The sequence below is a fragment of the Cryobacterium aureum genome, from assembly GCF_002954245.1.
Lineage (GTDB): Bacteria > Actinomycetota > Actinomycetes > Actinomycetales > Microbacteriaceae > Cryobacterium > Cryobacterium aureum.
Genome location: NZ_PPTG01000028.1, coordinates 62986 through 85262 on the forward strand (window position 1 = coordinate 62986; position 22277 = coordinate 85262).

At 65.0% G+C, this 22277-nt stretch carries 17 protein-coding genes; 8 read left to right on the plus strand and 9 right to left on the minus strand.

Features of this window, described 5'->3' with window-relative positions; genetic code table 11:
• Positions 1-6: 6 nt before the first annotated feature.
• The 4 genes from CJ028_RS10905 to CJ028_RS10920 form a co-directional block, all read right to left on the minus strand.
• A complete protein-coding gene (locus CJ028_RS10905; RefSeq protein WP_240607200.1) occupies positions 7-1014 on the minus strand; it encodes a 2-hydroxyacid dehydrogenase in 1008 nt (335 codons plus the stop codon).
• Positions 1011-2303 carry a glucarate dehydratase family protein gene (locus CJ028_RS10910; protein ID WP_205684005.1) on the minus strand — a complete coding sequence of 431 codons (1293 nt, stop codon included), beginning with the start codon at positions 2301-2303 and terminating at the stop codon, positions 1011-1013. The genes CJ028_RS10905 and CJ028_RS10910 overlap by 4 nt, the downstream gene beginning before the upstream one ends.
• 43 nt (positions 2304-2346) lie before the next feature.
• Positions 2347-3201 carry an IclR family transcriptional regulator gene (locus CJ028_RS10915; protein ID WP_240607201.1) on the minus strand — a complete coding sequence of 285 codons (855 nt, stop codon included), beginning with the start codon at positions 3199-3201 and terminating at the stop codon, positions 2347-2349.
• 108 nt (positions 3202-3309) lie between these two features.
• Entirely contained in the window at positions 3310-4239 is a 930-nt protein-coding gene (locus CJ028_RS10920; RefSeq protein ID WP_105035279.1) for a 5-dehydro-4-deoxyglucarate dehydratase, read from the minus strand.
• Positions 4240-4352: 113 nt separating this feature from the next.
• Between CJ028_RS10920 and CJ028_RS10925 the strand changes: the two genes are divergently transcribed.
• From CJ028_RS10925 to CJ028_RS10935, 3 genes are all read left to right on the plus strand, one after another.
• Positions 4353-5327, plus strand: coding sequence for a LysR family transcriptional regulator (locus CJ028_RS10925; protein ID WP_105035280.1), 975 nt, complete (start codon positions 4353-4355; stop codon positions 5325-5327).
• A 109-nt stretch (positions 5328-5436) separates the two neighbouring features.
• Complete coding sequence (locus tag CJ028_RS10930) at positions 5437-7047, plus strand: aldehyde dehydrogenase (NADP(+)) (RefSeq protein ID WP_105035281.1); 1611 nt, start codon at positions 5437-5439, stop codon at positions 7045-7047.
• 13 nt (positions 7048-7060) lie between these two features.
• Positions 7061-8389, plus strand: coding sequence for an enolase C-terminal domain-like protein (locus CJ028_RS10935; protein WP_198415779.1), 1329 nt, complete (start codon positions 7061-7063; stop codon positions 8387-8389).
• Positions 8390-8404: 15 nt separating this feature from the next.
• Here CJ028_RS10935 and CJ028_RS10940 read toward each other — a convergent pair whose 3' ends face one another.
• Positions 8405-8950 (minus strand): hypothetical protein, encoded by a 546-nt coding sequence (locus tag CJ028_RS10940; protein ID WP_205684006.1) that lies wholly within the window; start codon positions 8948-8950, stop codon positions 8405-8407.
• A gap of 57 nt (positions 8951-9007) precedes the next feature.
• On the opposite strand from CJ028_RS10940, the gene CJ028_RS10945 reads away from it, so the two are divergent.
• Together CJ028_RS10945 and CJ028_RS10950 are read left to right on the plus strand one after the other, a co-directional pair.
• A complete protein-coding gene (locus CJ028_RS10945) occupies positions 9008-9448 on the plus strand; it encodes an EVE domain-containing protein (RefSeq protein ID WP_240607202.1) in 441 nt (146 codons plus the stop codon).
• Positions 9449-9485: 37 nt separating this feature from the next.
• Positions 9486-10751, plus strand: coding sequence for a coiled-coil domain-containing protein (locus tag CJ028_RS10950; RefSeq protein WP_105035283.1), 1266 nt, complete (start codon positions 9486-9488; stop codon positions 10749-10751).
• Positions 10752-10768: 17 nt separating this feature from the next.
• Here CJ028_RS10950 and CJ028_RS10955 read toward each other — a convergent pair whose 3' ends face one another.
• The 3 genes from CJ028_RS10955 to CJ028_RS21395 all read right to left on the minus strand — a co-directional run bounded on the left by CJ028_RS10955 (position 10769) and on the right by CJ028_RS21395 (position 12833).
• Positions 10769-11263 carry a SprT-like domain-containing protein gene (locus CJ028_RS10955; protein WP_105035284.1) on the minus strand — a complete coding sequence of 165 codons (495 nt, stop codon included), beginning with the start codon at positions 11261-11263 and terminating at the stop codon, positions 10769-10771.
• Complete coding sequence (locus CJ028_RS10960) at positions 11263-12447, minus strand: PQQ-dependent sugar dehydrogenase (protein WP_240607203.1); 1185 nt, start codon at positions 12445-12447, stop codon at positions 11263-11265. The genes CJ028_RS10955 and CJ028_RS10960 overlap by 1 nt, the downstream gene beginning before the upstream one ends.
• Before the next feature lie 173 nt (positions 12448-12620).
• Positions 12621-12833 carry a hypothetical protein gene (locus tag CJ028_RS21395; protein WP_240607204.1) on the minus strand — a complete coding sequence of 71 codons (213 nt, stop codon included), beginning with the start codon at positions 12831-12833 and terminating at the stop codon, positions 12621-12623.
• An 18-nt stretch (positions 12834-12851) separates the two neighbouring features.
• On the opposite strand from CJ028_RS21395, the gene CJ028_RS21400 reads away from it, so the two are divergent.
• Complete coding sequence (locus CJ028_RS21400) at positions 12852-13163, plus strand: hypothetical protein (protein ID WP_240607205.1); 312 nt, start codon at positions 12852-12854, stop codon at positions 13161-13163.
• Between the two features lie 226 nt (positions 13164-13389).
• On the opposite strand, the gene CJ028_RS10970 is transcribed toward CJ028_RS21400, so the two are convergent.
• On the minus strand, positions 13390-14280 hold the full coding sequence (locus tag CJ028_RS10970; RefSeq protein WP_105035286.1) for a spermidine synthase: 891 nt from the start codon (positions 14278-14280) through the stop codon (positions 13390-13392).
• A gap of 327 nt (positions 14281-14607) precedes the next feature.
• Here CJ028_RS10970 and rpoB point away from each other — a divergent pair, with 327 nt between their 5' ends.
• Together rpoB and CJ028_RS10980 are read left to right on the plus strand one after the other, a co-directional pair.
• The gene (rpoB, locus tag CJ028_RS10975; protein ID WP_105035287.1) at positions 14608-18099 is read left to right on the plus strand and encodes a DNA-directed RNA polymerase subunit beta; all 3492 of its coding nucleotides are present in this window, start codon (positions 14608-14610) and stop codon (positions 18097-18099) included.
• Positions 18100-18141: 42 nt separating this feature from the next.
• Positions 18142-22065, plus strand: a complete 3924-nt coding sequence (locus CJ028_RS10980; protein WP_105035288.1) for a DNA-directed RNA polymerase subunit beta' — start codon at positions 18142-18144, stop codon at positions 22063-22065.
• Positions 22066-22277 lie beyond the last annotated feature (212 nt).

The window sequence follows — 22277 nt, forward strand, 5'->3', positions numbered from 1 at the left end:
ACGCGGTCAGTGCACCACGTGAGCGAGCGGCCGACCGTGCGCGAGGCTGTCAACGTTCGCCGCGATGTCGGCCGCGCGCAGCTGAAAGGTACGCAGAGCATGCCCGGAGTAGTGCGGGGTGAGGACGACCGTATCGAAGTCGGCGAAACGGGCAGCGGATGCCGGTGCCGCGCCATCGGCGCTCGGCGCTCCCCACCAGACGTCGAGCGCGGCGCCTCCGATGCGCTTCTCTGTGAGGGCCTCAACGAGTGCGTCTTCGTCGATCAGCGGGCCGCGGGCGACGTTGATGAGGATGCCGGTGGCTCGCATCTGGTGCAGGGCGCGAGCGTCGATGACGCCGCGGGTGGCATCGCTCAGGGGCAGGGTCACGACGACGATATCGGAGCTGCCGAGCAGCTCGGGCAGCTCGTCGAGGCTGCCGACCCAGTCGAGTGTCAGGTCTTCGGGTACAAAGCCGGCGGGATTGTGCCGAACGGCCCGCACGCGCATGCCCAGGCCGGAGGCCAGACGGGCCACCTCCTGCCCGATCCCGCCGAATCCGAGCAACCCCAGGGTGCGGCCGCGCAGGGTGCCGTGGAACGGCTCGGACAAGTCATTGGCGACCGTCCGCCAGGTGCCCACCCGCATTTCCCGGTCGACCGGGATGACCCGCCGGGAGAGCATGAGCGCGGTCATGATGACGTGCTCCGCGATCGCCTCACCGTGGTGGAACGTGTTGGCAACCCGGATTTCCGGCGCGAGCTCGGCCAGGGGAATCTTGTCGAAGCCCGCTCCGGTGACGTGCACGAGCCGCAGTCGGGATGCCGCAGCGGCCATGGTCGACGACATTGAGGAGCAGACCAGCACGTCGGTATCTGGCAGGGCCGCGATGACCTGCTGCTCGCTCCACGTATTCGCGATCGTCCACTCGTTGCCAGCGTCTGCCTGGGTCAGCTCGGCCACAAAGCGGCTCATGATGTTGTCCGTCACGAGCACTCGCAGCGGAGTGAACGATTCGGCGGGGAAGGCGCTCACCAGCGCGGGCTGAGCAGCTCGTAGTCCGGCTGGATGCTCTTCATGTATCCGGTGTCGTCACGATTGAGCAGACCGCACTTCAGATACTGTTCGTGCAGGCGGGCCAGAGCGTCACGATCGAGTTCAACGCCGAGACCTGGCGTCGTGGGCACGGTGACGGCCCCCTTATGGAACGACAGCACGCCGGGCACGATCACGTCCTGGTCGGTGTCCTTCCATGGCCAGTGCGTGTCGCAGGCGTAGTCCAGGTTGGGTGTTGCGGCAGCGAGGTGAACCATGGCCGCGAGACTGATGCCGAGGTGCGAGTTGGAGTGCATCGACAGCCCAAGCCCAAAGGTCTCCGTGATGCCCGCGAGCGCCTGGGACCGCCGCAAGCCACCCCAGAAATGGTGATCAGAAAGGATGACGTCGACGGCGCCTTCGCGCACGGCCGGGGCCACATCGTCGAAACTTACGACGCACATGTTCGTGGCGAGGGGCATCGGTACTCCGCGACGCACCGCGGCCATGCCGGTGATGCTGGGCGTGGGGTCCTCGAGGTATTCCAATACTCCCTCAAGTGCCTGCCCGACCTTGATGGATGACTCAACCGACCAGGCGCCGTTCGGGTCGAGGCGCAGGGGGTGATTCGGGAATGCCTGTCGCAGTCCCCGAACGGCGTCGATCTCCTCCTCGGGGGTGAACACTCCCCCCTTGAGCTTGAGCGCGGTGAAGCCGAAATCGGTGATCATGCGTGCGGCCTGGGCAACGATGCCGGCCGTGTCCAGTGCCGCACCCCACGAATCCTCGTTCTGGCCCGGGTGGCCGGCCCACTTGTAGAACAAGTACCCGCTGAACGCGATTTCGCTGCGTACCGCACCGCCGAGCAGATCGCTCACCGGGCGACCGACAACCTTGCCCTGGATATCCAGGGCGGCGACGTCGAAAGGTGACAGCACCCGGTCCGGCGTGCTGGAGCCAGTGACCATGCCGCTCATGCCGTGGCCGCCGACGGTCGTGTCGGCGTGGAGACCGAGGATGATGCGACGGCGCATCTCGCTGATGTTGAAGATGTCGACGCCGATGAGATCACGGGCGACCAGCTTGAGTCGGGCGATATGCGGGGCGTCTCCGTAGGTCTCGCCGAGCCCGGTGAAACCGGAATCTGTTTCGATCTCGACGATCGCGCGCAGGGCAAACGTTTCATGCACGCCAACCGTGTTCAGCAGGGGCAGGTCGCGAAACGCGATCGGGGTGATCGTGATCTTGGTCACGAGGTGGCGTTCGGATACTTCGATGGGGCTGGTCACTGCGGGGTGCTCCTTCTGGTGGCATTGAACTGGGACCTGGGGATCACGGCCAGGCGGCGTCCTTGATCGGACGAATGATCTTGCAGATCTTCTGAGCGGCCGAGCGCAACGCGGCCACGATGTCGCTCTCGAGTTGCGGGGTGAGTCTCGCGAGGGGAAGCGAAACGCTGATCGCGTCCGAGGTCGGGTGGGCATACGGGAGGGCGACGGCAAAACATTTCAGCCCGAGGGTGTTTTCCTCGTTGTCGATGGCGTAGCCGCGCTGCCGCGTCTGGTCGAGGTCGGTATCGAGCAGAGCTCGCAGGGTGAGGGTGTGCGGAGTCAGGGGTCGGGCATCCGTTGGAATATGAGGGTCGAGATCTGCTCCACTACGCTCGGCCAGCACGGCCTTGCCGAGTGAGGTTGAGTAGGCGGGTAGGCGCCGCCCGATCCGACTGACATGACGTGAGTACCGGCTCGATGCGCGCGTGGCCAGATAGACGATGTCGAAACCGTCGAGCCTCCCGAAGTGGAACGTCTCATCGAACTGTTCGTGGAGCTCGTCGAGATACGTTTGCACGATCGGCAGGTAAGGGTCGGCGTCGAGGTAGCTGGTTCCGGCCAACAGCGCCCGAATCCCGATCATGTACATCGACCCCGAGCTGTCGCTGCGCACCCATCCGTGCTTGGAGAGGGTGCGCAGCAGGGCGTGCAGGCTGCTGCGGGGCACGTTCATCGCCTCGCTGAGTTCACGGATGCTGGTGGGTCGGTTCTGGCGGGCGGCCAGCCGCTCGAGCAGCTCAACCGTGCGTGCCGCAGACTTCACGTCGCGCATCCCCGACTCCGGGGTGAGGTTCGGAGTCAGGGTGGGAGTTGAATCGGCCGGCTCGGTCACATTCGGAACGGCTGAAATCGGCATCGTCAACTCCTTCGTGAGACGCCCTTCCTTGGACGCAATCTGCTGGTGAGCCTAGTCGAGCGGCTGGGTCGCGTCCACGTATATGGATGACGACTTCATCCGTGACATTCAGTCGACCGGTACCGCGCGTTCGGCAAGAACGCGGCGGCCCGCAGCGAGAATGCTGGCGAGTTCGGTGACGTGAACTGCCGAGGCATTGCGCAGTGGCGGGCGCACGCTTCCGGTATCGATGCCGCCCAGCGCAGCACCCGCCTTGACGAGCGCCACGGCGTAGCCGGGACCCTGATCACGCAAAGCAACGAGTGGGTGGAAGAATTCGCGGTTGAGGGCATTCGTCAGCTCGGTGTCACCCGAGATGAGCGAGTCGTAGAACGCGACCGAGAGCTCAGGGGCGAAGGCGAAGGTCGCCGAGGAATACAGCTCAACGCCAATGGCCCGGTAGGCGGCCTGAGATGACTCGGCGGTGGGCAGCCCGTTGAAGAACTGAAATTCCTTGCCGGCGGCCGTGGTCGAATCCTCGACAGCGCGCACGATGCGGGACATGAGATCGAGGTCGCCGACGCCGTCCTTAAAACCGATGACGGTCGGAAAGGTGGAGACTTCCACGGCAGCCGCCACGGTGAACTGGGCGTTTCCGCGATGGTAGACGATGATGGGAAGGTCGGTGGAGTCAGCGACGGCTCGCACGTAGTCGAGGATTCCGGCCATTGGGCTGCCCACGAGGTAGGGCGGCAGCAGCAGCAGGCCGTCGGCGCCGGCATCCTCTGCCCGACGTGCCATGAGCTTGGCCGAGGCGATCGGGCCGCCAGCTCCGGCAAAGACGGGGACGCGGCCTGCCGTGACGGTCACCGTGGTGGCGACGATCTCGGCGAACTCGTCGACGGCGAGGGTGTGGAATTCGCCCGTGCCGCAGGCCACAAAGATTCCGCCAGGACCGTAGCTGATTCCGTGCTCGAGGTGAGCGGTGAGCGCCTCGTGGTTGACGGTGTCATCCTCATGGAATGGCGTAATCGGGAAAAACAATATTCCGTCGAGCACGGCAAGACTCCTTTGGTCGGCTGCACACTGCAGCGGCTATGTCGAAAACGATAAAGAGAAATCGATTCAAGTCCAAGCTAAAATATGCACAGCTTGATACAAGGAGTAGATCGATGTTTTCGCTGGTGCAGTTGGAGTGTTTTATCGCCGTGGCCGAGGAACTGCATTTCGGCGCCGCTGCCGAACGCCTGCGTATCACGCAGCCACCGTTGAGCCGCCAAATTCAGCTGCTCGAGCGTGAGCTCGGCGCGCTGTTGTTCAATCGCACCAGCAGGCGCGTGGAGATGACGGCGGCGGGCGCGTCGCTGTTACCGAGCGCGCGGCGGGTGCTCGACCTGGCAGCCAAGATGGCCGTCGATGTGCGCCGGGTCGCGTCGGGAGCGGCGGGTACCCTCACCGTGGCCTACACGGCCATGGCGGCTCAGAGCGCACTGCCCCTGTTCATTCGGCGCGCCGCCGCGGACATGCCTGACGTAAGCCTCGTGCTGCGCGAGCTCGTGACGACCGATCAGATGGACCAACTCGTGAAGGGAACCGTTGACCTCGGGCTCTTGCGGCCCCTGGTGGCGCGGCCGGGCATCCAGACTCGCGAGATCATGTCTGAGCGGATGGTTGCGGCCATTCCCGCTCCCAGCCGGCTCGCGCAACCGACCGATCCAATCTCGCTGCTCGACTTCGAGCACGAACGTTTGCTGATGTACTCGCCCACCGAGGCTCGGTATTTCCACGACCTGCTGCTGCGCCTGTTCGCCGCGAGCGGCAGCCAGCCGGTTGTGATCCAGTACGCGAGCCAGGTTCCGGCGCTGCTCGCGCTCGTGCAGGCAGGCCTCGGGCTGACTCTCGTGCCAGCATCCGCGCAACGCTTCGCGCCGGAAGGTGTGGTCTTCCGCGACCTCGACTCGAACTCGCCCGCTGACCGGCTCAACATCGTGCACCTCGACGTGGCCTGGAGTGAGGAGAGCACCAACCCGGCCGTGGCAAAAGCTGTTGAAATGCTGACGCGCCCGGAGGCGTCCGCCGTGGTTGCGCTGGGCGACCCTCAGGCCGACGCCGCGGAAGAAACTCCGGGAACCGCCCCGGCACCGTGATCGATGCTTTGCGCGCATCAGTGCATGCAGATTTCAAGTTGAAGCGGCATCGGTTCATTCCTAGGCTTGGTGGCAGTCCGCGTGACCCGCCGCCCGAAGGAGTGCTTACATGACCGTGCCGACCGCAACCACGCAGCCCACCGTTCTCACCGGGTCTTCCCTGATTGGCGGGGTTTCCGTGCGCGGAACCCGCGGCGAAGTCTGCGCGGTAAACCCGGTCACCGGCCACACTCTCACCCCGGCGTACGGCCTTGTCGGCGTTGAGGAGGTCGACCAGGCTGCGGAACTCGCCTGGACGGCGTTTGCCAGCTATCGCAAGACCTCGCCCCATGCGCGGGCGGCCTTTCTCGAGACCATTGCCGACAACATCGCGGCCCTCGGGGCGGCCCTGACCGACCGGGTCATTGCTGAGACCGGCCTTCCCGTTCCCCGCGTGATCGGCGAAACGGGCCGCACCGTCGGCCAGCTGCGCCTCTTCGCCGCGGTGCTGCGCGAAGGCAACTTTCACGGCGCCCGAATCGACCCGGCGCAGCCCGACCGTGCCCCACTGCCGCGCCCAGACATCCGCTTGCGGTCAATCGCCCTCGGACCGGTCGCCGTCTTCGGCGCGAGCAACTTTCCGCTGGCTTTCTCGGTCGCCGGCGGCGATACCGCCTCGGCGCTTGCTGCCGGATGCCCCGTGATCGTCAAGGCGCACAGCGCCCATCCGGGCACGTCCGAACTCATCGGCCGGGCGATCAGCGCGGCGGTCGCGCACCATGAGCTGCCGATCGGGGTGTTCTCGCTGCTGTTCGGTGGCGGGGCTTCGGTCGGCACCGCCCTCGTGACCCACCCGCGCATCAAAGCCGTCGGCTTCACCGGATCCCGCCGTGGCGGGCTAGCGCTCGTGGCAGCGGCCGCCAGCCGCCCCGAACCGATTCCCGTATACGCGGAGATGAGCAGCATCAACCCGGTCTTCGTTCTGCCGGGCGCCCTCGCTCGCAACGCGGCTGGCCTCGGCGAGCAGTGGATCGCATCCGTTGTAACCGGAACCGGCCAGCTCTGTACGAGCCCCGGATTGGTCTTCGTGCCCGAAGGCGCCGACGGGCTTGCGTTCACGGCCGCCGCAGTCGCCGCTGCGGCAAAGGTCAGCGCCGCGCCGATGCTCACTGCGGGCATCAAGGACGCCTTCGATCGCGGCGCCGCGGCGTTCCACGACCATGCCGGCGTTCAGAACCTCGCCGCCGGTACCCCCAACGCCGCTGTGGTCGTGGGCGCCGCGCCGCAGATCTTCGCGACCGACGCCGCGACGTTTCTCGCTGACCCCGCGCTGCAGGAAGAGGTGTTCGGCCCCGCGAGCCTCGTCGTGACCGTGCGCGACACCATCCAGATGGCGCAGATTCTGGCCGGGCTCGAAGGGCAGCTGACCGTGACGCTGCACACCGACGCTGACGAGCCCGGTTCCGCTGATCTGTTGGAGGCGGCCGAGTTGCGCTCCGGACGAGTGCTCTTCAACGGTTGGCCGACCGGCGTCGAGGTCGTCTCCGCGATGGTGCACGGCGGGCCCTTCCCCGCGACGTCGAACGCGCAGGGCACCTCCGTTGGCACCCTGGCGATCGATCGGTTCCTGCGCCCGGTGAGCTACCAAAACGTGCCAGCGGCGCTGCTGCCGGAGGCGTTGCGGGACGACAACCCGCTCGGCATCTTTCGTCAACACAATGGCCAACTCGCGCGCGACTAGAACGGTATCCCTGATGACTTCCAGCCCAACGATCGAGTCGATGCGGGTAGTGCCGGTCGCCGGCCACGACAGTATGTTGCTCAATCTCAGCGGCGCCCACGGCCCCTTCTTCACCCGCAACATCGTGCTTCTGACCGACTCGAACGGTAATACCGGAGTGGGGGAAGTCCCCGGCGGCGAGCCGATTCGACGTACCCTGGAAGACGCGCGGGTGTTCGTGGTCGGATCGCGCCTCGGTGATTATCTGAACACCCTGCGCCGCGTGCGCCTGCAGTTCAAGGACCGCGATTCCGGTGGCCGCGGGGCGCAAACTTTTGACCTCCGCACGACCATCCACGTAGTCACCGCACTCGAAGCGGCCCACCTCGATCTTCTGGGCCAGCACCTCGGCGTGCCCGTTGCGGCTCTGCTCGGCGAGGGCCAGCAACGTGACGCCGTAGACACCCTCGGTTATCTGTTTTTTGTCGGCGACAAAAACCGAACCGACTTGCCGTACGTGCAGACAGACCCGGGAACGGATGCCTGGTCGCAGGTTCGCCACGAGGCCGCCCTCGACCCGGAAGGCATCGTGGGGCAGGCCGAGGCCGCCTTCGAGCGCTACGGATTTCGCGATTTTAAGCTCAAGGGCGGGGTGCTTCCCGCCTGGGACGAAGCCGAGGCGATCAAGGCTCTGGCGACCCGGTTTCCCGAAGCGCGCGTCACCCTGGACCCGAATGGTGGCTGGCTGCTCGAGCAGGCTGTGGCCGTGGGTCGGTCCCTGCGCGACGTGCTCGCCTACGCCGAAGACCCGGTCGGTGCGGAGGGCGTCTATTCCGGACGGGAGATCATGGCGGAGTTCAAACGGGCCACCGGGCTGCCAACGGCGACCAACATGATCGCGACCGACTGGCGTGAACTGGGTCACACCATCCGTTCGAATGCCGTTGATATTCCGCTTGCAGATCCGCATTTCTGGACGATGGCCGGATCCGTGCGCGTTGCGCAGCTGTGCAACGACTGGGGATTGCAGTGGGGATCGCACTCGAACAACCACTTTGACGTGTCGCTGGCCATGTTCACCCACGTCGCTGCCGCGGCGCCCGGCACGCCGACCGCGATCGACACACACTGGATCTGGCAGGACGGGCAGAACCTCACGGCGAATCCTCCGCAGATTCGGGGCGGTCAGATCGCTGTTCCAACCGAGCCTGGACTCGGCGTGACCATCGATGAGGAGCGCCTCTTCGCCGCGCACGAACTTTATCTGAGTCGCGGACTCGGCGGTCGCGACGACTCGGTTGCGATGCAGTACCTCGTCGATGGCTGGGCGTTCGATCCTAAGCGGCCAGCCCTCGACCGGTGAAGTCGCTCACGCGCGCTAGTCAGTTTCAGTAGGGGCTGCACGCTGCGACAGCGGTACAAAGCTGGGGTCGTCGATGCCGACGTCGTGCTGCCAGGTGGGAGCGAGGCGACGGAGCCGCAGCATGCGCCACTGCCAGAACGCCCAGAACGTCGGCCAGAGCGCGAGCGTAGCCGGTCGACCTCGAAAAATGAGCTGGTCGCGGTAGAGCGTCTTGCCGGTGCCAGCCGGATCGGGGGCGATCGCCATGCGGTGGTCCCACAGCGTCACCGCGCTCAGCGCACCGGACACACCACGCCCGGTATCGCGCAGGATGCGCACCCCGTCGGGGCGGTGCGTGGAATTGGCGAGCCGAATGATCTGGGTGCCCATCGGCACGAGGCCGAGCATGGAGAACACGGCGGGGTGTTCACCGGGCTCCCAGCGGGTGGGAAACCCGTCGGCTTCGAGCGATTGAACCGCCATGAACGGGCTGCTCACCTCGCGAAATACGGCGGGGCTGTGGATGGCGTGCCAGGCGGCATCCGGTGTGCAGTTCAGGATCTCTTTGAGCAGTACGCGCATCTGCCCAGTCTGGTTGACGGTGGTCTGCAGTACAACTGAATGCAGTACAAATGAAGGGTGGCAATTCGGTTCTGGCTCGTTGTGGTGCACCGCGAGCACGTGCTCCGCGGTGTCGATCTGGGCATCGCCCGCGCCAACCGCGGCGCCGGTGACCTGATCGCCCAGATGGGTGAAGCCGACGGCATCGTCTATTACTCGCCGAAAACGGCGATCGAAGGGGATCCGCTCAAGGAATTCACCGCGATCGGCCGCATAGCGGATGCCCACGCCTACCAGGTGGGCGACCCCGGCAGCGAGCGTCGGCCGTGGCGACGCCGTGCCGACTACGATCTGGATGCCTGGCCCACGAGCATCCGCCCGCTGCTGTCGGTGTTGCAACTGACCCGCGGCAACCCGGACTGGGGTTTTCAACTGCGCCGCGGCGTGCTCGAGATCTCGCGGCACGACTTTGAGATGATTCGGCAGCAGATGCGCCGACCGTCCGCCGACGACCGGTAGGGCGTTTGATCAGCATTCCGTTATTAGACTCAAGCGCATGAATGGCGATCTCTGGTGGGTACCCTCGGTCATCGTTATCGGCCTCGTTGTGGCCGGAGTCTGGGCGCTGGTGGGCGCCTCGCGCCGGCGCACTCGCGCCCGGCTTGGGCAGCTGAGCGCAGCGGCCACCGAGCTGGAACGCAACGCGTCGTCCAGCCTCGTGCGCGCCGACGACCTGGTGCAGGACGCCACCGACGAACTCAGCTTCGCGATCGCGCAGTTCGGGGAATCGGCGACGCGGGAGTTTGCGACGGCGCTCGCAACGTCCCGGCGACAGCTGAGCGACGCCTTCGCGCTGCAACAGAAACTCGATGACGCGGTGCCGGACAGCGCAGCGGAGCGCACCCGCTGGAACCAGCAGATCGTGCAGCTGGCCGACGAGGCGACCGGTCGGCTGATCAGCCAGGCCCGTGATTTTACGGTCAAGCGCGGCGTCGAGCGAAATGCTCCGCGGCAGCTCGACGAACTGCACCGCCGACTCGACCGGGTGTTTGACCGGGTCGCGAGCGGCGCGAGCACCCTCACCCGGCTCGGCCTGAGCTATTCCCCGTCGGCACTCGCGCCGATAAGCGGCAACGCCGACCGGGCCCGCACGGCTCTGGATGCTGCGCGGGCGAGTGCGGATGCTGCGGCGGCGCGCCTGGCTGCGGCATCCGCTGAGCCGGTCGGCCAGCAGCTGCAGGCCGCCGAGCATGCACTGTTTCAGGCCACGCAGCTGCTCGATGCCATCGAGACCGGCGAAGACCAGCTGCACCGCGGCTTCGCCAACCTGCAGAAGGCACTGGATGCCGCCGACACGGAACTCGCCGAAGCTCGCGCTCTGCGCGATGGCCACGAGGAGTCCGACACGAGCGCGTCGCTCAACCACGTCATCGCCGACGCCGCCTCCGTGCAGGCGGCACTTCGCGAACCCGGGCGACCGAGTGACCCGGCCGCGGATCTCGTGACCCTCGAGGCGGCGATGAACGGGCTGGACAGCATCCGCTCCGAGGCGCGCAACCGGCACTTGCGACTCGACAACGCCCGCACCGCACTGGCCGGGGCTCTGCTCACCGCGCGCAGCCAGATCACGGTCACCCGCGACTTCGTGGCCGCGCATCGCGGACGAGTGCAGGCCGCAGCGCGCACCCGGCTGGCCGAGGCCGAACGGCAGCTGGCGCTCGCCGTGACCGAGGCCGACCCGGTGACGGCGCTCGACACCGCCCGCCGAGCGATGACCCACGCAACGGATGCCGACGCCCTCGCCCGCTACGACACGCACTGACCCATTCGTCAGAACAGCTACGGCCCAGCGGAAGCTGCTGCTCGGCGCCGGATGGCCGGCGTGATCTCGCGCCGTAACCAGGTTATTGCGTGCGCCTGGTCGAACCGGCGCGCACAGAGCCCGCAGGCCAGAGGCCGGGTGGGTTGCCGATACCGAAAATGGGTGTGCCCGGCGGGGCAGGTGCCCACCCAGGGGGCGAGCTCATTGGCGATCTCACCGTCGTGGGTGCGCTTGCCGTCGTAGCCGAGGTCGTGCGCCATCTTCTTCCAGCGTGGGCCGTGCCCGGCCCGCGGGCCGGCCAGAGCGTGCGCGAGCTCGTGCAGCAGAATCTGGTATACGTCGTCGTCGGCGTAGCGTGAGGCGAGGTAGCGCGACACGGTGATGTGCTTCTTGCTGAAATTGCAGAGGCCCGCCCGCTTCTTCGCGTTGTCGAAGCCGAAGGACCAGCTGGGATCGAGGTGCACCGCGATGAGCGCGTCAGCCCAGCGGCGCACCTGGGCGAGGTCGGCCATCAGGGTGCCACCGCCACTTGCAGCAGTTGGTCGTCGTCATCCGCCGGGGAGCCCCGGCCATCCGTGTTGTTACTCACAAACCACAGTGTGCCAGCCGGCCCCGACACCACGTCGCGCAGTCGGCCATATCCGTTGACAAACCACTCGATCGGGTCCGCTGTGGAGGAGTCGTCGCCAGTTGAGGTGCGCACGATCGGGATGCTCCACAGCCGTTGGCCGCGCAGGCTCGCCATGAATATGGTGTCGTTGACGATCGCGATGCCGCTCGGGCTCGCCTGGTCGGTCGTCCACTGCCGTTCCGGGTCGATATAGGCCGGGTCCCCGTCCTGGCCCTCGACCAGCGGCCAGCCGTAATTGCCGCCGGGCGCGATGCGGTTGAGTTCGTCCCAGGTGTTTTGCCCGAACTCGCTCGCCCAGAGCTGACCGCGGGAGTCCCAGGCCAGTCCCTGCGGATTCCGGTGCCCGAACGAGTAGACCAGTGTGCCGAACGGGTTGTTCGCCGGCACCGCTCCGGTCGCGGTCATTCGCAGGATCTTGCCGCCGAGCGAATCGAGCTCCTGCGCGTTGGCAGTGTTTCCGGCGTCGCCGGCGCTCGCATAGAGCAGTCCGTCGGGGCCGAACGCGATGCGTCCGCCGTTGTGGTTGCCGGCGCGCGGGATGGAATCGAGCACGAGCGTGGGCGCGCCGAGGGTGTGGCTGCCGGGGGAGCCGGCCAGGGGCATCCGCTCAATGCGGTTGTCGCTTGCAGTAGAGAAGTAGGCGTAGACCCAGCCGGCGCCGCCGGGGGCTGCCGTGTCGGCCAGAAAAGCCAGGCCGAGCAGACCGCCTTCCCCGCTCGGCTCTGCCGCCGACACGGTGCCGGCCTCGCGCAGGCTGCCGTCGGGCAGCAACTCGCGCACCCTGGTAGTGTCGCGTTCGCTGATGAGCGTGGCACCGCCGGGCAGCCGCAGAATCGACCACGGAACCTGAAGCCCCGAGGCGATGACGACAGGTTCGCCGACCGGATGGACAGGCGCGAGCTGGCTTTCATCCGGTGCGGTTGCAGCCGTCGCCGGTGTCGATGTCGCCGGTGTCGACGTCGTCGGCGAGGCGCGCGGCGGCTCGGCGCTGCAGGCGGCGAGCGTCACCATCGCGAGCGCGGCCGTGACGATCGCACACCGTCGCCGGAAAGTGTGATTTGACACCGGTCACCTCGCCTTCATTGTGAACACAGCATGCCGTACATCGCGCTGGACGGCCAGTACCGGGCAACGAATGCGCATGACTCCTGCAAATTCCGCAGGCGGCAAGCGGGAGCCGCGAAATTCCGAGGATGTTTTGGTCACCGGCAGCAAATTGCAGGAGCTACGCGCAACGATCAGCTCTGGGGCCCGCGGGCCGCAATGTGCGATTCCACGACGGCTACGGCGAGCAGCGAGCTGTCGAGCTCGTCGGCATCGGCCCCGTCTTTCTCCCGCAGGAACACCGCCGCGGTGAAGTCCGCGAGCGCGCCGTCGAGGTTGCCCTGGTCGAAGTACACCTTGCCGCGGTGCTGCCGGGCGTAGGCGGCGAGGCGGGTCCACTCGTGCACCTCGGAGTCGAGGATACAGTGGGTCAGCTCGCTCGCAGCCTCATCGAGCTTGCCCTGAAACTGCAAGACCTGGGCACGACGGATGCGACTGGCCACCGCCTGCTCCCGGTTGCCGGTGAAGCGGGACTGGCGCACGGCCTCGTTCGCGATCTCCCAGGCTTCATCGAGCCGGCCGACCAGGCGCAGCAGGGCGACCTTCTCATTCAGGGCGGCCAGACTGCGCAGGTTGCCGAGTTCGACGAGTCGCTCGCCGGCGGCCAGCAGGTCGACTTTCTCGCGCAGGGTGATGGGATCGTAACCGATGATGAAACTCAGGGAGTGTTCCTGTAATGACGAGGGCGGCCGGGGCCGCGGGAGATTGACGGGTGCCCCCAGAGTACCGCCGCCGATGCGGATCCGGCCGCAGCTGCGGCCGGTGTCGCGCCGTCCGGGTCCAATTGGTGGACGGGTACCCGGCGAGCGTTCACAACTGCGGAGATCTGGGGCTGTTCGCCAATTTGCGGGCTGCGGTGACCCGAATTGTGCAGAATCTCCGCCGTTAGAAACGGGTGTCGCGCTAGTGTCCGATCTGGAAGACCGTGCGGCCGGGTAGCGGCGACTGTGTCGACGTCTCGTCGGTCGCCACGAGCGAACCGGCCATGAACGCCTTCAGCTCAGCACCCTCGATCACCTTGGCCGGGTGTGGTCCGTTCGCGAGCAGCCGCGGAATCCAGTTGAGGTCGATCGGCGTGTGCGCGGCCACGAACACGATGTTGCCGAAGCGACGGCCCTTGAGCACCTGGGTTTCGGCGAATCCGATTACGTGCGGAAATACCGCCGAGAGGGTGGCGGCCTGGCCGCGCGCGAAGGCGAGGCCGGGGCCATCCGCTACGTTGACCGCTAGCACGCCGCGCGAAGACAAGAGCGGAGCGGCGAGGGCGAAGAACTCGCGACTCGTCACGTGCTTCGGGGTGCGTGCCCCGGAGAAGATGTCGACCACCACGAGGTCGACGGCGCCGTGCAGCCCGGCCGGAAGCTTGCCGAGCACCTCGCGGGCGTCGCCGTGGCGCACCCGCAACTGGGCGCGCTTGTCCCAGGGCAAAACCTCCCGCACGAGGTCGATCAGGTCGCTCTCGATCTCCACGACCTGCTGGCGCGAGCCCGGCCGGGTCGCTTCGACGTAGCGGGGCAGCGTGAGGGCGCCGGCCCCGAGGTGCACGGCCGTGATCGGCTCGTGCGGGTCGCCGAGCAGGTCGATGACATGCCCGATGCGCTGGATGTACTCGAAGAACAATTCATCGGGGTGGTCGATGTTCACGTGCGACTGCGGCGTGCCGTCCACCACGAGCTGAAAGCTGCCAGGGGTGAACCGGTCAGGTTCGATCACCGCCGTGTGTCCGCTCAACTTCAACACGACAGACGGATGCCCCGCCGCGTCGTTCTTCTCGTTGCGATGCCCAGTACTCATCGTCCTAGTCTGCGCCCTCGAAACCAGCCCGCGCCGCGCCATCAGGAAAAGTGTTGCTTCGGCACCCGTGAAGCAGCACTTTTCCCGCTCTCGCGGGCAGGACGAGGGCGGGTTATACCTGAGAGTCTGCTCGATCGCAACAATTAAGTAGACACGACGGCACTGGGGGCATATAGTTGATCCTTGCGCTCCCAGACAAACTATGCCTTCATATTGCGGTCGGCTTTGCGTGTTCAAGCCACCTTGAGGCACACCTCTTTTGAGGGTCTGCGGAGTCATCACCAATAACAGTAACTAGACCTGACGGGGTCCACGGAGGTTATTTCCTTGGCTGCTGCGCGCAACGCAACCACCAACTCACCCAAGAACGGCCGCTCCCACGAGCGTCTGTCGTTCGCAAAGATCAGCGACCACTTGAACGTTCCGGATCTGCTTGCTTTGCAGACCGAGAGCTTCGACTGGCTCGTCGGCAACGACATCTGGAAGGCTCGCGTCGCCGAGGCCCAGAAGGCCGGACGCCAGGACCTGCCGAATCGCACCGGACTCGACGAGATCTTCGAGGAGATCTCTCCCATCGAAGACCTCGGCGAAACGATGCAGCTGTCCTTCACCAACCCGGAGCTCGAGCCGGAGAAATACACGATTGACGAGTGTAAGGAAAAGGGTAAAACCTACTCCGCACCCCTCTATGTGAACGCCGAGTTCATGAACCACCTCACCGGTGAGATCAAGACTCAGACCGTGTTCATGGGTGACTTCCCGTTGATGACCCCCAAGGGCACCTTCGTGATCAACGGCACCGAGCGTGTCGTCGTGTCGCAGCTGGTGCGCTCCCCGGGCGTGTACTTCAACCGCGAGCAGGAGAAGACGTCCGACAAGGACATCTACTCCGCCCGTGTCATTCCGAGCCGTGGTGCCTGGCTTGAATTCGAAATCGACAAGCGCGACCAGGTTGGCGTGCGCATCGACCGCAAGCGCAAGCAGTCCGTGACCGTGTTCCTGAAGGCCCTCGGCCTCACCAGCGAGGAAATCCTCGAAGAGTTCAAGGGCTACGCGTCCATCGAGCTCACCCTTGAGAAGGACAACATCCTCACCAAGGAAGAAGCTCTCAAGGACATCTACCGCAAGCTCCGCCCCGGCGAGCAGGTTGCCGCCGAGGCCGCGCGTGCGCTCCTCGACAACTTCTTCTTCAACTCCAAGCGCTACGACCTGGCCAAGGTTGGTCGCTACAAGATCAACCGCAAGCTCGGCCTCGAAGCCCCGCTGAGTGACTCCGTACTGACGCTCCAGGACATCCTGGCCACGATCAAGTACCTCGTCGCCCTGCACGACAACCAGACCACCCTTCCGGGTCTGCGCGACGGCAAGATGACCGACATCAACATCGACATCGACGACATCGACCACTTTGGTAACCGTCGTATCCGTGCCGTTGGCGAGCTCATCCAGAACCAGGTGCGCACCGGCCTGTCCCGCATGGAACGCGTCGTTCGCGAGCGCATGACCACGCAGGACATCGAAGCGATCACCCCGCAGACCCTGATCAACGTGCGCCCTGTCGTCGCCGCGATCAAGGAGTTCTTCGGTACGAGCCAGCTCTCGCAGTTCATGGACCAGAACAACCCGCTCGCCGGATTGACGCACAAGCGTCGCCTGTCAGCGCTCGGCCCTGGTGGTCTGTCCCGTGACCGCGCCGGCGTCGAGGTGCGAGACGTTCACCCCTCGCACTACGGCCGCATGTGCCCCATTGAGACCCCTGAGGGCCCGAACATCGGCCTGATCGGTTCGCTCGCCTCGTTCGCGCAGATCAATGCGTTCGGTTTCATTGAGACGCCGTACCGTCGTGTGCTCAACAACAAGGTCACCGAGACGATCGACTACCTCACCGCGAGCGAAGAGGACGACTTCATCGTCGCCCAGGCCAACGCGCCGCTCACCAAGGACTCGCACTTTGCCGAGGCCCGCGTGCTCGCACGTAAGAAGGGTGGCGAGGTCGACCTCGTTCCCGCTGAAGACATCGGCTACATGGATGTTTCGCCGCGCCAGATGGTGTCGGTCGCGACCAGCCTCATCCCGTTCCTCGAGCACGACGATGCAAACCGCGCGCTCATGGGTGCCAACATGCAGCGTCAGGCGGTGCCGCTGCTGCTTAGCGACAGCCCGCTCGTCGGAACCGGCATGGAGGTCTACACGGCCATCGACGCCGGTGACGTGCTCACAGCGCTGAAGCCCGGTGTGGTCTCCGAGGTGTCGGCGGACGTCGTTACTATCCAGCTCGATGAGGGCGGCACGCAGGACTACTACCTGCGCAAGTTCAGCCGCTCCAACCAGGGCACGAGCTTCAACCACCGCGTGATCGTCAACGCCGGTGAGCGCATCGAAGCCGGCGAGGTTATCGCCGACGGACCCGCCACCGACCAGGGCGAACTCGCCCTCGGAAAGAACCTGCTCGTGGCATTCATGCCGTGGGAAGGCTACAACTTCGAGGACGCGATCATTCTGAGCCAGAACCTGGTAAAAGACGACACCCTGTCCTCGATTCACATCGAAGAGTACGAAGTGGATGCCCGCGACACCAAGCTGGGTAAGGAAGAGATCACTCGCGACCTTCCCAACGTGTCCCCGGACTTCCTCGCCGACCTCGACGAGCGTGGCATCATTCGCATCGGAGCCGAGGTTCGCCCCGGCGACATCCTCGTCGGCAAGGTCACGCCCAAGGGCGAGACCGAGCTCTCTGCTGAGGAGCGCCTGCTGCGCGCCATCTTCAACGAGAAGAGCCGCGAAGTTCGCGACACGAGCTTGAAGGTTCCCCACGGAGAGCGCGGCACCATCATCGGTGTCAAGGTGTTCGACTCGCAGGACGGTGACGACGAGCTCGGAAGCGGCGTCAACCAGCGCGTGGTCGTGTTCATCGCCCAGAAGCGCAAGATCACCGAGGGTGACAAGCTCGCCGGCCGTCACGGCAACAAGGGTGTTATCTCCCGCATCCTGCCGATCGAGGACATGCCGTTCCTCGCCGACGGAACCCCGGTCGACATCATCCTCAACCCGCTCGGTATCCCCGGTCGCATGAACTTCGGCCAGGTGCTTGAAACGCACCTCGGCTGGATTGCGAAGCAGGGTTGGAACGTCGAGGGCAAGCCGAAGTGGGCTGCTCGTCTTCCGGAACACGCCTTCAGCGCCGCCCCCGGCACGAAGGTCGCGACCCCGGTATTCGACGGTGCGCTCGAGATTGAGATCGAGGGTCTTCTGGACTCCACGACCCTGACCCGCGACGGCGAACGCCTCATCGGTTCCACCGGAAAGACTCAGCTCTTCGACGGCCGCTCCGGCGAGCCGTTCCCGATGCCGGTGTCCGTTGGATACATGTACATCCTGAAGCTGCACCACCTCGTCGACGACAAGATCCACGCTCGTTCGACCGGCCCGTACTCCATGATCACGCAGCAGCCGCTGGGTGGTAAGGCGCAGTTCGGTGGACAGCGTTTCGGTGAGATGGAGGTGTGGGCGCTCGAAGCATACGGAGCCGCTTACGCCCTGCAGGAACTCCTGACCATCAAGAGCGACGACATCCTCGGCCGCGTCAAGGTGTACGAAGCCATCGTCAAGGGCGAGAACATCCAGGAACCCGGCATTCCCGAGAGCTTCAAGGTTCTGATCAAGGAAATGCAGTCGCTGTGCTTGAACGTCGAGGTGCTCTCGGCCGATGGCACCGCAGTCAGCCTGCGCGACACGGATGATGAGGTGTTCCGCGCTGCGGAAGAGCTCGGCATCAACATTTCCACCCGGTTTGAGTCGTCGTCCATCGACGACATCTAAGCCCGGTCCAAAGAAACTTCGAAAACTTTCCAAGGAGAGAAATTGCTCGACGTAACAACATTTGACGAGCTTCGTATTGGCCTGGCTACCGCAGACGACATCCGTCGTTGGTCGCACGGTGAGGTCAAGAAGCCCGAAACCATCAACTACCGCACGCTCAAGCCGGAAAAAGACGGCCTGTTCGGCGAGCAGATCTTTGGTCCCTCACGGGACTGGGAATGCTCGTGTGGCAAGTACAAGCGTGTTCGCTTCAAAGGCATCGTCTGCGAGCGTTGCGGTGTAGAGGTCACGAAGTCGTCGGTGCGCCGTGAGCGCATGGGCCACATCGAGCTCGCTGCTCCGGTCACGCACATCTGGTACTTCAAGGGTGTGCCCTCGCGTCTCGGCTACCTGCTGGACATGGCTCCGAAGGACCTCGAAAAGGTCATCTACTTCGCCGCGTACATGGTCATCACGGTGGACGAAGACGGTCGCCACCAGGACATGCCTGGCCTCGAGAACGAGCTTCGCCTCGAACTCAAGACCATCGAGTCCAGCCGCGACTCGCGCATCGCCGATCGCCTGCAGCGCCTTGAAACCGACCTCGCAGCACTGGAGGCCGAAGGCGCCAAGAGCGACCAGAAGAAGCGCACGAAGGACGCCGCCGAGAAGGAAATGGGCCAGGTTCGCAAGTCCCTGGACGAGCAGATCGCGCACCTCGAGCGCGTGTGGGAGGACTTCCGCACCCTCAAGGTCGGCGACCTGAAGCCGGAAGACTCCGTCTTCCACGAGCTCCAGGACCGTTTCGGAATGTACTTCGAGGCCTACATGGGCGCCGAAGCCATCAAGAAGCGCCTTGAGGCTTTCGACCTGGTCACCGAGAGCGAAAACCTGCACCTGCAGATCGCTGAGGGCAAGGGTCAGAAGAAGATCCGTGCCATCAAGCGTCTGCGCGTGGTCAACGCCTTCATCATGACCGGCAACTCGCCGGCCGGAATGGTGCTCGACGTCGTACCCGTGCTCCCGCCGGAACTGCGCCCGATGGTGCAGCTCGACGGTGGGCGTTTCGCCACCAGCGACCTCAACGACCTCTACCGTCGTGTGATCAACCGCAACAACCGCCTGCGTCGTCTGCTTGACCTCGGTGCTCCCGAGATCATCGTGAACAACGAGAAGCGGATGCTGCAGGAGGCCGTCGACGCACTGTTCGACAACGGTCGTCGTGGTCGCCCGGTCACCGGTACCGGTAACCGTGCCCTCAAGTCCCTGAGCGACATGCTCAAGGGAAAGCAGGGTCGTTTCCGTCAGAACCTGCTCGGCAAGCGCGTGGACTACTCTGGCCGTTCGGTCATCGTGGTCGGCCCGCAGCTCAAGCTGCACCAGTGTGGTCTGCCCAAGCAGATGGCACTCGAGCTGTTCAAGCCGTTCGTGATCAAGCGTCTGATCGACCTGAGCCACGCTCAGAACATCAAGGCTGCCAAGCGGATGGTCGAACGCTCACGTCCGCAGGTTTGGGACGTGCTCGAGGAGATCATCCGTGAGCGCCCGGTCATGCTCAACCGTGCACCCACCCTGCACCGCCTCGGCATCCAGGCCTTCGAGCCTCAGCTCGTTGAAGGTAAGGCAATCCAGCTGCACCCGCTCGTCTGCGCGGCGTTCAACGCCGACTTCGACGGTGACCAGATGGCCGTCCACCTTCCGCTCTCGGTTGAGGCCCAGGCCGAGGCACGCATCCTGATGCTCGCCTCGAACAATATCCTCAAGCCGTCTGACGGCCGCCCGGTGACCCTGCCCACCCAGGACATGATCATCGGTCTGCACCACCTCACCACGATGAAGGAAGGTGTGGTCGGAGAAGGCCGCGCATTCTCCACCGTGTCAGAGGCCATTCTCGCGTTCGACCAGAAGTCGCTCGACCTGAACGCCAAGGTGCGCATCCGCTTGACCGACAAGTACTTCACCGAGGGCACGCAGCCCGAAGGCGTCGAGCTGGTCAACGGCCAGGCCGTCGGAACCGTTCTCGTCACCACGAGCCTCGGTCGCGCCATCTTCAACGAGGCGCTCCCGGCCGACTACCCGTACTTCGAAGACGTTGCCAACAAGGTCACCATGTCGACCATCGTCAACGACCTCGCGGAGCGGTACGTCAAGGTGGAGGTTGCTGCAACCCTCGACCGGATCAAGGATGCCGGTTTCTACTGGGCAACCCGAAGCGGTGTGACCGTGGCTCTCAGCGACATTCTCACCCCGCCGAACAAGCCGCAGATCGTTGCCGGCTACGAGAAGCAGGCCGCCAAGGTTCAGGCACAGTTCGAGAAGGGTCTCACGACCGACCTCGAGCGTCGCCAGGAGCTCATTCAGATCTGGACCCGTGCCACGGAAGACGTCGCCGCAGCAATGCAGGCGAACTTCCCGGCCGACAACACGATCAACCGCATGGTCACCTCCGGTGCTCGTGGTAACTGGCTGCAGGTGCGTAACATCGCCGGCATGCGAGGCCTCGTGAACAACCCGAAGGGTGAGATCATCCCTCGCCCGATCATCTCGAGCTACCGCGAAGGACTGTCCGTCGCCGAGTACTTCATTGCTACTCACGGTGCTCGTAAGGGACTGGCCGACACCGCGCTGCGTACCGCTGACTCGGGGTACCTCACCCGTCGTCTGGTGGACGTCTCGCAGGATGTCATCATCCGCGAAGACGACTGTGGAACGACGAAGGGTCTCGAACTGCCCATCGCCGGAACCGATGCAACGACCGGCGCGCTCCTGCGTGACGAAGACGGCGGCCTCCTGGTCGACTTCAACGTCGAGAACGCGGTCTACGCTCGCAGCCTGGCCGCAGCCGCGGTCAACGCTGCCGGTGAGGTCATCGCCGACGCCGGAGACGACGTCGGAGACGTGCTCATCGCCAAGCTCATCGCCGGTGGTGTCGAAACCATCAAGGTGCGTTCCGTACTCACCTGTGAGTCGGCTGTCGGTGTGTGTGCGGTCTGCTACGGCCGGTCGCTCGCCACGGGCCAGCTCGTCGACATCGGTGAGGCCGTCGGTATCATCGCCGCACAGTCCATCGGTGAGCCCGGTACCCAGCTGACCATGCGTACCTTCCACACGGGTGGGTCGGCATCCGCTGACGACATCACCCAGGGTCTGCCGCGTGTTCAGGAGCTGTTCGAAGCGCGTACCCCCAAGGGTGCATCGCCCATCGTCGACTCTGCCGGACGCATCACGATCGAGGATTCGGACAAGGGCCGCAAGGTCATCCTGACCCCCGACAGTGGCGACGAAGCTATCGCCTACCCGGTGCTCAAGCGTTCAACCCTCCTCGTTGAGGATGGCCAGCACGTTGAGCTGGGGCAGCAGATCATCATCGGCGCCGTCGACCCGAAGGAAGTTCTTCGCGTCAAGGGCGTTCGCGCGGTGCAGAAGCACCTCGTCTCCGGTGTGCAGGAGGTCTACCGTTCGCAGGGTGTACCGATTCACGACAAGCACATCGAGGTCATCGTTCGTCAGATGCTTCGCAAGGTGACCGTCGTCGAACACGGTGACACCGGACTGCTTCCGGGCGAGCTCGTTGACCGGTTGAAGTACAACGACCTCAACCGCACCGCGCTCACCGAGGGCAAGAAGACGGCATCCGCTCGCCAAGAAGTCATGGGTATCACCAAGGCATCGCTGGCGACCGAGTCCTGGCTGTCGGCCGCTTCCTTCCAGGAGACCACCCGGGTTCTGACCCAGGCGGCCATGGAAGGCAAGAGCGACCCGCTGATGGGCCTCAAGGAGAACGTCATCATCGGTAAGTTGATCCCCGCTGGCACCGGCCTTCCCCGCTACCGCGACGTCACCGTCGAGGCCACGGAAGAAGCCAAGGCTGAGCGTTACCCGAACCGCATCTTCACCGAAGATGCAACGTTCAATGAGGGTGACCTGAGCTTCGTCGACTTCGACAGCTTCTCGTCGGACGACCTGGCGCCGGGTACGTATAACTAACCCGCAGTTCTAAACGGATGGCCCCTGCTTCGGCAGGGGCCATCCGTCGTTTAAGCACTCGAGCGCGGTGCCGGGCAGCGGATGCCGCGTGTTGGCTTCGCGCGCCCGCCCCGCCGCCCGGGCCCACCGTAGGGAACCGGGCCCATGATCTATCCTGGTCCCACTTTCCGGGCCCGGGCCCGGAAAGTAGACGGAGGGCGAAGGGGAGAGGA